At 39.5% G+C, this 13942-nt stretch carries 5 protein-coding genes; all 5 read left to right on the top strand.

The features are described from left to right. The first annotated feature begins 494 nt into the window (after positions 1-494). The 5 genes from HCR01_RS07530 to HCR01_RS07510 all read left to right on the top strand — a co-directional run bounded on the left by HCR01_RS07530 (position 495) and on the right by HCR01_RS07510 (position 13915). On the top strand, positions 495-3047 hold the full coding sequence (locus HCR01_RS07530) for a proteasome protein (RefSeq protein WP_193195636.1): 2553 nt from the start codon (positions 495-497) through the stop codon (positions 3045-3047). Between the two features lie 189 nt (positions 3048-3236). Next, a complete protein-coding gene (locus HCR01_RS07525) occupies positions 3237-6227 on the top strand; it encodes a virulence factor SrfB (protein ID WP_193195635.1) in 2991 nt (996 codons plus the stop codon). 77 nt (positions 6228-6304) lie between these two features. Next, on the top strand, positions 6305-7417 hold the full coding sequence (locus tag HCR01_RS07520) for a hypothetical protein (protein ID WP_193195634.1): 1113 nt from the start codon (positions 6305-6307) through the stop codon (positions 7415-7417). Between the two features lie 115 nt (positions 7418-7532). Then, entirely contained in the window at positions 7533-12938 is a 5406-nt protein-coding gene (locus HCR01_RS07515) for an ATP-binding sensor histidine kinase (protein WP_193195633.1), read from the top strand. 65 nt (positions 12939-13003) lie between these two features. Next, positions 13004-13915, top strand: coding sequence for a restriction endonuclease (locus HCR01_RS07510; RefSeq protein WP_193195632.1), 912 nt, complete (start codon positions 13004-13006; stop codon positions 13913-13915). Positions 13916-13942: the final 27 nt, after the last annotated feature.

Here is a 13942-nt window from a genome sequence, read left to right as displayed (position 1 = left end):
ACGATACAGATATGGCAAAATCCTGTTCAAATAAATATAGATTCAAGCCAAACTCAGCATCCTGAAAGTTAATTTATTTAAAATTTTTAATATTTTATTTTAAAATTTTTATGAAGCAGAAAATATTTAAATGCAAAGGAAGTAATATTAACGCAATCTCTTACCTAAGATATTTATATTTCATTATACTCCTCAAAGATTTAATTTAGCTTCACCAGAAAAGTAAAATTTTTTATAAAGCGGTTACATCTTAGTACAATATTTACGATCATCAAGTATTTTCTTCAATATAAATATTTGTTTACTTTATACTGTTGCCACCTAAACTATATTTTTCACACTGGTCTGAGCTAATAAAAATAGCTCGCACTAAAATAGCAAATGAACTCAGATAAATGCAAAATATGGCTTCAACACATTATATAAATGGCTGTTGATCATGTTTTTTGTGTTATAAAGCTCACAGAAATTTATGTTAGGCGAAAAACTACTCTATGGAACCAGAAAAACTGGATCGTTTTAAAGATTACGGCGAGTTTATCCTCCGTAAATTAGACTCGATACCCCAGCACCCTTCTAAACAAGAAGATTGGGTTCCAATTAGCCTTGATGAATGTCTTTTAGATCTCCGGGAAGCTGCTGAGAAAACTGTAGAACTTGCTACTTCGCCAGTTAAAATTGGTGTGATGGGGGAATTTAGTAGCGGCAAAACCCTACTTTTAGGTAGCCTGATCGGATATGCAGATGCCTTGCCAGTGAGTGAAAATCCTACTACAGGCAATGTTACTGCCATTCACATCATACCGCAAGATGGTTTTATCACAACACAAGCGAGTAATTTTACTGTAGAATATCTTTCTCATGAAGGAGTGAATGAGTGTCTGCACTTCATGCTAGCAGAGGCAAATAGAAGGTCAACAGCAGCAGGACTTCCGCTTGTATTACTCTCGAAACTCAACTCTTGGAAAGATATCTTGAGCTGGTGTGAAGAATCCTGGAATAGCAGTAACAACTTAGAGCTACGTTATTTGTTACGGGAATTAGTGTTGTTCATTCGTGCTTATCATTCTTATGGCGAAGTTATGTGTGGTGGACGCTACCAGATTGATGCTGCCACCGCCCGTGAAGGTTTACAGCTAGCTGAGCAGCCGATGGCAATCCAAACTTTGAGCTTTGAGGATTTACCTCCGACTCATGTCCGATTACCAAGCCCACCTCAGAGATTACCAACAAAGTTATTACAGAATAGTTTTCCACTAATCCGTCGTGTAGACATTGAGGTAAAAATATCGCGGGAAATTTGGGATTTTGCGGGTGCTGACAAATTTATTCTCTTAGACTTTCCTGGATTGGGGGCTGCTAATTCGGGTGCTAGAGACACTTTTTTGTCGCTGCGGGAACTGGCAGAAGTACAGACGATTTTGGTGCTACTGAATGGCAAATCTCCAGGAAGCGATCGCGCTAATAAAATTTTTACCATGATGCAGCAGCAGCGACCAGGACAAGACCTCAAAGATTTAATTCTGGTTGGTGTAGGTCGCTTTGATCAACTACCCTTAGACAGTGAGGGTGGTGAACGAGAACTAGATCAACTAATTGAAGATAGTCAAGCCGATAATTCTTTGCAGGAAGAGACTGTTTTCCAAAAACTGAAAGTTTTGCAAACTATTATCGATGGTGCAAGTGCATTTACAACCCAAAAAGACCGCGTTGTTCTCCTGTCGCCGCTGTTAGGACTGGCTGATTTGGCAAAACGTTCTAGTACAGTCAAAGCAGGCTCACCAGAGTTTTTGGCTAACTTGGACTATCCTGATTACTTAGATCGGTCTAAACGGCTACAACAAAAATGGGCAAGCTTAAGCGAACATCTTCTAGAATCTGATGCTCGTAGCCATCTTGGCAGACAACTAGGTTATTTTGCTCAAGATGGGGGTATTAGTAAACTACGAGAATTGATTCAAAACCACGTAGCAACTCACGGCTTTAAGCAACTGTATGAAGATACTCGTAGAGCTGCTGATGCTGTACGACAACAACAAGCTAATTTGAAAAACATCATAGAAGAAATTCATCAGCAAGGTATACCGACAGCAGACAGCCCAGCTTTTATCGAGTTGTGCGTTGTAGTCGAAAGCTTGGATAGAATCTACAGGAACTTTCAAAAAGATTTAGGCAAAGAACCACTTAAGGATCAACGTGGTGTTGTTGTCAGTGATGTTGTGAAAGATGAGTTAACCTTTAGAATACTTAATTGGAATCAGTGGACTTTACTCTTCAACAAAGCTAACAATGGCACGATCGCGCTGACAGAATCTAAAGGTGCGGCGGGAAAGTTATTTGATAGAGGAAACCGAGTTAATAATTCTATACCTATAAAGAGTGATGATTTTTATCCGGTATTTGAAAAAACCGTTAAGGAAGTCGAAGATTTTGCCCGCGATCGCATCCGTCAAGCAGTTTTAGATTTGTTGAACAAATTATCAAGTTATGTAGCTCAAGAACGCGACTACTTAAACGCTATTCTCTACCCAGAAATGGAACGAGATATTGAAGAAAAATTTGGTTTTGAGGCAGCAGATCTATTTTATAAATTGTTCTTGGGTTGCGATCCCAATCAATGGAAAGAAGCAATTATATCTGAAATCAGTAGCCAAGACAAAGCGATCGCATCCGAGATTATATTTCCCTTGGCACGTCAAAACGGCAAACACAATATTGGTCAAATCTTCGATTGGGCCCCAGAAAGAAGTCAAGGCTTATCCAGAGCTAGCAATCACCAACTTTTAGTACTGCGACTGCGAGATGAAATTACTGCTAGCGCTAGTCTCCACCTTGTGCAGTATGTTAGCGAAGTTAATCAGCAAGTTAATTTAGAACTAGAAGGTATTTTGGATAAAATTATTCCCAGTTTGCAAAATCTCTCAAAGGAAGAAGCGTTGTTGAGGTACTTGGCAGCGGGAAACTCTCCAGATGAAATATCAATTCCTACTTGGTTACAGATTCTCTCAGAAATTGCCACATTTTCTTACTCAGATATTTCTATGTAGGTGCAAATTTGATAGTTTGGACAAAAGCTGTTAATAAACATCTGATAAAAACAGAGGTTTTTGAGATTAAACCACAGATGCACACAGATAATTAATTCATTTGTGTTTATCTGTGGTTCAAATCATAAAGTAATAATTTTCCTTATCTTTTCATAGCACTTAATGAATTCTGCGCTTACGGATACTGCAATGAACCCTTTCCAACTCAACAACCATAGCGATCAACACCCAAGTGAGCAGCAACAAAAAAGATTTCCGGGATGGTTTGCTTTAGATTTTGGAACCTCAAATTCTACAGTTACACTTTTCGATCCGATTGAAGTGCCGATCGCAGAAATTTTACCCAAAGAACAAGAAATGCGGTTGCGCTCCTGCTTAGCTCAATGGCTGAGTTCTCCCGCCTCGCTAGCTTTACCAGATGTTAGCGATAGTGAATGGGAAAAGTTTATCGCTGATATTAGCAAAAACCTGGAGATAGAACCCAGTCGCTTAAGTGAAGTTTTTGAAAGTGATAACAAAGAGCGATTTTTGGAAACAATTCGCCAAATTGAACTTTGTTTGGGTAATAGCGAGCGGTTCCGCCGCGCTGTCAGCAAAAAACTTTACCAGATATATCATGAAGTGTTCCGCGTTCCGACACTGGAGTCCCAAAATTTGATTCCAGTGGTTTTGGATATTGATCGCCGCGACACAGAAATTCCTAGCGAGTTGGAAATTTTTAAGTTGGCGGATTTAAAACTGCGGATGGGTAGAGAAGCCAGAGACAATAGAAAAAAAGCGATCGCTCAAAGCACAAGCAGTACCATCAAGGAAATTATCAGCAGATTTCACCACTCACCCAAACGCTACTTTGGACAGGAGCGGTCTTTTCCAGTTATTTTAAATGGTGTAGAAGAAACAATTACTGTTAACCAGTTAATCCAAGGAGCTTGGGGACATCTCATTGAGTTAACTGAAGACTACCGCCAAAGAGCAAGACGCAGATTTTCTGAGGGAGATTTTTTAACAGCAGTTGTCACCTACCCAACCGTCGCTCCGCCAGTTGTTCGTAAAGAAATTAAGGAATTGATTGAACAGTTGGGGATTGACGATGTGCAAACTGCTTATGATGAAGCCGTTTCTGTAGCGATATTCTTTTTGTGGCGAGAATTTGGTGGTAATCTCAACATTGGTATTGAGTCATTCAAAACCCGTTGTCGCCAAGAAGGAAACAAATGGTCACAGAATGTTCTCGTCTTGGATATTGGCGGAGGAACCACAGACTTAGCTTTGATTGAACTCACATTGGAAGATAAAACGCCTACTTTTGCCGATTATGAAGACCGAGGTTTAGGGGGACGCTATTATAAACTCACGCCGAAACTGTTAGGTTCATCCGGTCATTTACAATTGGGTGGTGAGTTAATTACACTGCGAATTTTTAGATTATTAAAAGTTGCGATCGCTGACTTTTTGTTAACAGCAGTAACAACGGGTGATATTGAAAGTGAAAAGCTAGAAGATTTAATTAACTCAGAGTTAAACGAGCGCTTCTTAGAACAAGGTAAATTTAAAAGTGGTAGTCTTTTAAAATGTCTAGACAGGGAGAATCCAGAAGGCGACGTTGCTTACAAAGATGCTTTAGATACTACCGAGAAAGTATTGCCCACTCGTTGGCAACAAGCACCCCAACGCCTGCAAACCTTTTATACGCTCTGGGATCATGCGGAAGCAGCTAAACTTAAACTTGGGCAATCAACCTCAGATGGTTCTCTGTTAACGTTCACTCTTTGTGAGCAGCAAATTTATGAACTGCTGACCCAAAATGCTGTTAAATTGCAGGTTAAAGATCCGAATAACATCTGCGTTACTTTGGATAGTCAGCAATTTGAACGAGCCGCCTCTTCAGCAATTAAAGAAGCGATCGGTATTGCTAAAGGATTAATGGAAAGTCGCTTACGTTCTAAAGATACTGCCAAAGATTTTAGAAACTGCCAAAAAGTTGATTGGTTAATTTTATCTGGTAAAACTTGCAACCTCGATTTAGTACAGCGCCAAATCTACCAAGAATTTAGTAACTCTCCATATTTTGTCTGGAATCCAGAGCGGATTACCTTTGTGCTGGAATTTACTAAGCTAGCCACATCCGCTGGTGCTTGCTATGCAGAGAAGTTGCGAAGACTGAGGTTCGATCCCGAAGAATCTAAGGGATTACTGCGTAAGGGAGCCAACCAGCTAGAAATTGATGTCAAAAATCTCTTTTACTATTTGCCTTGCAACTTCAAACGCAAAACTCAAACCAACGATTTGCTGTCAATATTCAAGGCTGGACAAGAACTTTACCAACTTGCACCTTGGGAAACAGTAGCAAAAGTTCGGACTGCTTGGCAAGGGATACAATTAACCAACATCATTTACCGTCAGGACTATGAAGATGGAGATTTAAGACTTTGGGGAAGCTTTGACGGCAGAAACCTCATGGAGAAACTGGGAATCAATGAGTCTGAGTTTCTCAAAAAAATTAAAGTCCAATTTGAGATTGACCAAACACTTCAGTTTAGTGTGCTACTTTGTCAAGGAAATCCCCATTATTTGATTGACGTTCCTGGCATTGATGTGGGATCAGCAATCATGGCAGCTTCCGGGAAAGACGAAATATCAACGTTGTTTGCCGATGGTAAGTTGAAGTGGAATATTGCAGTTGAACGCCCTCACAAAGACTTGAGCGATGGTGATATCGCCGTCAATGTGATTGAGTCAGCAACCGTTGATCAACCACATGCCTATCATTTGGTATTTGAAGTAGGGAATGAGCATAGTAAATCGCTGCAAGAATTTCACTATCTGCGCGATGGCACACCACAACCAGGAAGCGGGTTAATAAGTAACTCCTTGCCCCATTTTCCGCAAACTGGCCAGCACACTTTTTATGTTTATCAAACAGATACCGAAACCAACACCAAAAAATGGATACGAATTGGCGCACTCAGCAAACCAGATATTACCACAGATTACCCTTGCCAATATCGTGTGACTCTTGATGACAAAGGCATTTTGCGGATGCACGCTGGTGAAGTGCCCTACTGGACATCGAAAAATCAAGAATGCCTCAAGCAACAGGGATGTGTTTTTTACGCCGAATTAGAGTTGCAACCCAACGAAGTCGATAAAGAACGTGATCCGTTTTGCGGTGTACATTAAGTTTGCCTCACGCAGAGACGCAGAGGCGCAGAGGTTTTCTTTGCGCCTTTGCGTGAGATAAAAAAAAAGCGATATTCATGCAGCATCTACGTCAGCTATTAAAAATAGAAAACTCAGAGTTAGCTCAGTTATTGCGGTTTAGTTTATACGGACTAGAAGCTACTCTAAATCAAGCTCGCATAGAATTTCCATTAGATCCTGGATCTGAAATATGCGATGAGGTGCTGCAAGAACTTCATAGCTTATTACAACCTGCTGTAGCTGCACCTTTACAAGACTCTGGCTGGGAAGATATGCCGCCCCCAAATGATTTAAAACTAAGTCATCTTCGAGAAGCTTTCGATTCTGACCCAGAACTTAGTTATTATCTGGGTAATTCTCCATTACAAAGCCAAACTGACTCAGATTTATGGAACGAAATTCAACGCAAGTTGCTGCGAATTCCAGAGGATTTGGCTACATCTTGGCGACAGCGTACTTTGGCTCTGGCTCAGGAGGCTGGTGCAATAGAGAATAATTCTGATCTCTATCAACTGCCCTTTTTCCGAGATGAAATTATTTACCCTGGACTTAGAGGTACTGTTAGAGCTAAGGGATTGTGTTTATCTCAAAAAGCACTGTCAAACTCGGAAATTATCCAAAATAATGAATCTGGAAATTTGTATTTACTAGCTGGGTTAATGCTAGTTTGTATAAAATTTATCGAACTAGACCCAGATTTACATCATGCCTTAAAGAGCGTTTTTGGTTTTGACGTCATCTCATTGCATTCCCAGCTAGAACAGCGAAATCAATACATTGACGCTTTAGGCGATCGCTTCGAGCGTACTCAAAAGGCTGAGGAAAATGCTGAGCCGCTGTTAACTTTGCGTACCTGGATTGACATGGATGAGGCAATACATTCTCTAGTATTTGTGCCACCTGCTGAGCGTTATTCCTGGTGGGGTAAGCTACAACAAGAATCTCGACGTATTTTAAAAAAAGTTGCTGATAAAACAAATGCAGCAGGTCATGATGTGCGGATTCGTCAATTATCGGGACTATATGCAGATATCTGTGCTTTATCTAAAGATGACCTGCAACTCAATTGTGGAGGAGTTCCAGGGGAAGTTTTAACTTGTCTTCGGGTGTATGCGCGAATTAATCAGGAAGAATCTCTTGGTCGTGTACTATTTCGCTCATCACGGTAATTGCTGTTGAGATAAATCACCAGCACAAAAGTATATGTTACTACATAATTAAATTTTACCTTTCCCAGTGGGAAATATATGAAGTGAGCGGTCAAGTACAGGGAAAGGAGAGATTATGCCGTTAAATCCGATAATTTCAGGTTATGACTTAACGGAAATCATATATGAAGGGATTAATACCATCGTTTACCGTGCTCAGGCACAAAAAACCCAGCAACCTGTCATGCTCAAAGTTCTTAAGGCAGAGTATCCCACTCTTGAACAGATTACTCGCTTCAAGCACGAATATAAAACTACAGAAAATCTCAACTATGAAGGTATTGTCAAAGTCTATAGCTTAGAAAGCCATCAAAACAGTTTGGTGCTAATAGCAGAAGACTTTGGCGGTGTGAATCTCAAGCAATATCTTTCCCAACAAAAGTTGTCTGAAGTTTCCTTTCTCCGAATTGCTACACAATTAGCAAAAGCGCTTTTATGGCTGCATCAAAAGCGAATTATTCACAAAGATATTAAACCCGCCAATATCATCATTAATCCACAAACGGGAATTGTCAAAATTACTGATTTCAGTATCGCCTCATATTTAGATAAAGAAACACCACAACTAACTAATCCAAACCAACTAGAAGGAACTCTTGCCTATATGTCTCCTGAACAAACCGGGAGAATGAATCGCACTGTAGATTACCGCAGTGATTTTTACTCGTTGGGTGTTACATTCTATGAGATGCTAACAGGTCAATTACCTTTTGTGACTGACGATCTATTGGAGATAGTTCACTGTCATATTGCCAAGCAAGCAACATCAATTGAACAGTTGAACCTAGAGGTTTCTAGAACTATTGCCGCCATTGTCATGAAATTGATGGCGAAAAATGCTGAAGACCGTTATCAAAGTGCCGCTGGACTATTAGCTGATTTAGAATTCTGTCTTGAGCAACTTACAGTTACAGGAGTAATTTCTAATTTTATCCCAGGACAACGCGATCGCACTTCCCAATTACTGATTCCACAACAGTTATATGGACGGGAACAAGAAGTTTCCACGTTATTAGCAGCATTTGAGCGCATTAGCCAAGGTAAAAGCGAAATCATGTTGGTTTCTGGCTACTCTGGCATTGGTAAGTCATCGCTGGTTAACGAAGTACATAAGCCAATCGTCAAACAAAGAGGTTATTTCATTCATGGCAAATTCGATCAATTTAAAAGCAATATTCCTTATGTTTCTGTAATTCAAGCCTTTCAATCTTTGATGCAGCAACTATTAACTGAAAATACCAAAAGGCTCGAAACTTGGAAAGGAAAATTGCTTCAAGCGTTGGGTAACAATGGTCAAATCATCATTGATGTAATTCCAGAAGTTGAATTAATCATCGGTAAACAGCCAGCAGTTTCGCAATTAGGTGCTACAGAGAGCCTTAACCGCTTCAATCGAGTTTTTCAGTCTTTCATTCAAGTCTTCACTCAAAAGTCACATCCCCTAGTACTATTTTTGGATGACTTGCAGTGGGCTGACTCTGCATCGCTGAAATTAATTCAGGTACTAATGACTAACCCAGATAGTCAATATTTGCTGTTAATTGGGGCATATCGAGATAACGAAGTCAGCCCCACACATCCATTAATGAAGACTCTGGAAGAAATCCAAAAAGCTAACACAATTATTAACAATATCCTATTAAGTTCACTAGAATTGCCTCATGTCTACCAGCTAGTTGCAGATACATTGGGTAATTTAGAACAAATTCCAGTAATAGCGGAACTTTTATTTAACAAAACTCAGGGTAATCCTTTCTTTTTAACTCAATTACTCAAGACACTTTATCAAGAAAATCTCCTAAAATTTGATTTTGTTCAAGGGATATGGCTGTGGGATATTCAGCAAATTCAAACAGTTAATATTGTAGATAAAGATGTCGTTGAGTTAGTTGCAAGCAATATTCAAAAGCTGCCAGAGGCTACTCAAACAGCGTTACAGTTAGCGGCATGTATTGGCGATCGCTTTAGCTTAGATGTATTGGCAAATGTGAGCGCCACGCCTCTGCAAAAGATGGCACAAGCGTTGCAACCAGCTTTGCAATTAGGTCTGATTTTACCCCTTAATAAGGAATACCGTATACCCCTACTATTTGCCACGGAAGAGTTAGCAGATTTAGGATTTGATAACTCGAATATTGCCTATAAATTTTTGCATGATCGCGTCCAACAAGCCGCCTACTCACTAATTCCTGATAATCAAAAACAAGTCACGCATTTAAAGATTGGTCAGCAGTTGTCGCAAAACACACCCGCTGATCAATTAGAGGAAAATATATTTGATATTATTAATCAATTAAATGTCGGTGCAGACCTGCTCACACAATCAGAACAGCAGCGACTAGCTGAACTGAATTTAGTCGCTGGACGCAAAGCCAAAGCAGCAACAGCGTATGTAGTTGCGATCGCTTACTTAACCAGGGGTTTAAAACTTCTAGCAACAGATAGCTGGCTGTGTCAATATGACTTGACTTTGACATTAGTAGTTGAAGCCGCAGAAGCAGCATATCTAGGCGGCGACTACGAGCAGATGGAGCAGTTAACAAGCCTTGTACTGCAAAATGCCCACACGCTACTTGACAAAGTGAAGGTCTATGAAGTCAAAATTCAGGCTTACGTAGCACAGAGCAGACAACTCGAAGGTATTAAAACTGCACTAGCCATTTTAGAGCTTTTGGGAGTGGTATTTCCTAGCCAGCCCAGTCAAGCGGACATCACCCAAAGTTTGCAAAAAACCCAATTAGCACTTAAAGGAAAGTCCTTTGAGGATTTAATTGACCTCCCAGAGATGACCGATCCCCAAATGCTAGCAGTAATGCGGATTATTGGGACAGTTACCGCCGCAGTATATCAAGCAGTACCGATGTTGTTACCGCTAATTGTATTTAAGCAGGTGAGGTTATCAGTAAAATACGGTAATGCCCCAGTGTCTACCTTGGCGTATGCCTGGTATGCAGTGATTCTCTGCGGAGTCATGGGAGATATTGATGCAGGCGATCGCGCTGGTCAACTAGCATTAGGTTTACTGTCACGTTTCAAGGGTAAGGAATTTAAAGCTAGTACCTTCAACATGGTTTACCCCTTCGTTAAGCCCTGGAAGCATCACATTCAGGAGTCCCTAATACCGCTACTAGATGCATATCATAGCGGTTTGGAAACAGGGGATCTAGAATACTCTGCTTACTGTGCTTGTAATTATTGCTCCTTTTCTTATTTCCTTGGCAAGGAACTGATAACCCTAAAATCAGAGATCGCAACCTATAGTCAAGCTTTAGATAAAATCAAGCAGGAAGTTGCCCATAACAATCTCAAAATATTTCAGCAATCTGTATTAAATTTAACTACTGATCAACCGTGTCCCTGGAAGTTGCGAGGTGTAGCATACAACGAAGAAATTATGCTGCCATCACATTTAAAGGCAAATGATCGCTATGCGATCGGCACGTTATATATTAACAAACTAATTCTTTGCTACCTATTTGCAGAGTATTATCAGGCGGTTGAAGTAGCTGACCATGCCAAAGATTACTTAGATGGGGTAACTGGGTCTTTTATGGTTCCGGTATTCCATTTCTATGATTCTCTCACTCTGCTTGCCATTTTGCCGCAGGCACAAGGGACAGAAACAGAAACCTTGTTATTACGGGTGATTGCAAATCAAGAAAAGCTGAAGCAGTGGGCAGAACATGCACCAATGAATCATTGGCACAAGTTTTGTTTAGTGAAAGCTGAGTATCACCGAGTACTTGGGGAGTGTATGGAGGCGATGGAATACTACGATCGCGCCATCTCTGGAGCCGCAGAAAACGGTTACATTCAAGAAGAAGCACTTTCTAATGAACGCGCCGCAGAATTTTATTTATCACTAGGCAAAAAAAAGATAGCTCAAGTTTACATGACTGAGGCTTATTACAGTTACAACCGTTGGGGTAGTTTAGCCAAAGTCAAAGATTTAGAAAAGCGATATCCTGAATTAATTCTTCGCAGCAACACTGCGATCGCTCCTACAAGCAGCATAGCTAAAACATTAAAATCAGATGTGTCCATGACCACACACTCAACTACAAGCAGTGGTGAAAATCTGGATATAGTTACAGTGATGAAAGCAAGTGAAGCGATTGCTAACGAAATCTCTTTAGAAAGTTTACCTCGCACACTCCTACACATCATCATAGAAAATGCTGGTGCTCAAAAAGGTTGCCTAATTTTAGAAAAAGATAATCAATTGTTTATCGAAGCAGTTGATAATAGTTTTAATGAATCACAAATTGTCTTGCAATCAACTCCTGTAGAAGAAAGTGAAGTTGTTCCCAGAAAGCTGATCAATTATGTAGCGAGAACTCTGCAACCTTTGGTAATCAGAGATGCGACAACTGATCCCATATCTAACAAAGACCCTTATATTCAACAATATAAATGCAAATCAGTATTGTGTGTTCCTATTTTTTATCAAAGTCAGTTCATCGGCATATTTTATCTAGAAAATAATCTTGTGACTGGGGCATTTACCCCTGAGCGGTTAGAACTTTTAAAGATATTATCCTCTCAAGCTGCGATCGCTATCAAGAATGCTCGTCTTTATGCCAAGGAACAAGAAAAATCTCAAGACTTAGAAATAGCTCTTTCACAACTCCAACAAACTCAAACTCAACTCGTTCACACAGAGAAAATTTCCTCCCTAGGACAGCTTGTTGCAGGAGTAGCCCATGAGGTTAATAATCCTGTCAGCTTCATTTTTACCAACCTATCCCATGCCAAGCAGTATGTTGAAGACTTAATTAATCTATTGCATCTTTATCGCAAGTATTTGCCTAATCCACCAGCAGAAATTGCAAACGAAATTGAGGCAATTGACCTAGACTTTTTGCTAGAAGACCTGCCTAAGATGATTTCCTCAATGAACCTAGGAACCAGACGCATTCGAGATATTATGCAATCTCTGCGTAACTTTTCACGCAACGATGGTTCAGACAAAAGAGCGGTTGATATTCATGAAGGAATTGAAACCACACTGATGATTTTGTCGCATCGCCTGAAAGCTAATCCAGCCCGTCCAGCGATTAAAATTATCAAGAATTACGGTAATTTACCTCAAGTTGCTTGTTATCCTGGGCAACTGAATCAGGTATTTATGAACTTGTTAGCTAATGCCATTGATGCCCTAGAAGAATCTAACCAAGAAAAGACTTTTGCTTATTTAGAACATAATCCCAATATCATTAAAATTTGCACTACAGCAGATAATAATCAAGTCACAATTTGCATTGCTGATAATGGACTTGGAATGTCAGAATCAGTGCAGCAAAAAGTTTTTCAAGCTTTCTTCAGCACAAAGCCAGAAGGTAAAGGTACAGGTTTAGGACTATCGATTAGTTATCAGATAATCACAGAAGCCCACAGTGGTAAATTCCAGTGTTTATCTTCCCCTGGCGGGGGTGCAGAGTTTGCAATTCAGATTCCAATACTTGAGACTGCAAACAACTAAAAAAAATTAAATATTAAAACTTATTGGCTATAATCTTAGTTTTGGAACCTTTGAAATAGATAAAAATGGCAATACCCGATTATCAAAAGATAATGCTTCCCTTACTTAAATATGCAAGTGATGGTCAAGAACACTCTATGAGAGAAGTCATTGGAGCTTTAGCAGATCAGTTTAATTTAAGTGAATATGAACGCAAAGAATTATTGCCTAGCGGTCAACAACCAGTATTTGATAATCGGGTAGGATGGGCAAGAACATACCTGAAAAAAGCAGGTTTATTAGCTACTCCAAAAAGAGGATATTTTGAGATTACAGAACAAGGTATAAACGTAGTTAGACAATCTCAAAAAGAGATAGATGTTCAATACCTGAGTCAGTTTCCTGATTTTATAAGCTTCAAGAGTGCAAAAAGGCAAGATGATAAGCTTAGTTCTGATTTTATTGAAATATTGGAAAGAACTCCCCAAGAATCTATAGAATTAGGGCATCAAAAAATCCGTAAGGAATTGGAATTAGATTTAATTACCCGTGTTAAAAACATTTCGCCAGATTTTTTTGAAAGACTAGTCATCGATTTACTTATCAAAATGGGTTATGGAGGTTCAAGGCGTGATGCTGGGAAAGCCATTGGTAAAAGTGGCGACGGTGGAATTGATGGGATAATTAAAGAAGATAAATTAGGATTAGATGTTGTTTATATCCAAGCAAAAAGATGGGATACTAATGTTATAGGTAGACCAGAAATCCAAAAATTTGTTGGTGCTTTATATGGGCAAAGAGCAAAAAAAGGAGTATTTATTACCACTTCTAATTTTACTCAAGATGCAAAAAGCTATGTATCGGGGATAGATATAAAGGTTGTACTAATAGATGGACAAGAATTAGCACAATTAATGATTGATAACAATGTAGGTGTATCAACAGTATCAGTTTATGAAATAAAGAAGATAGATTCAGACTATTTTACAGATAGTTAAGTATTCCTTTTATTAGGAATATCTAGA

Source organism: Nostoc sp. MG11 (genome assembly GCF_014904695.1).
Lineage (GTDB): Bacteria > Cyanobacteriota > Cyanobacteriia > Cyanobacteriales > Nostocaceae > Komarekiella.
The sequence above is the reverse complement of the archived record's forward strand: the minus strand, read 5'-3'. Positions and strand labels throughout refer to the sequence as shown.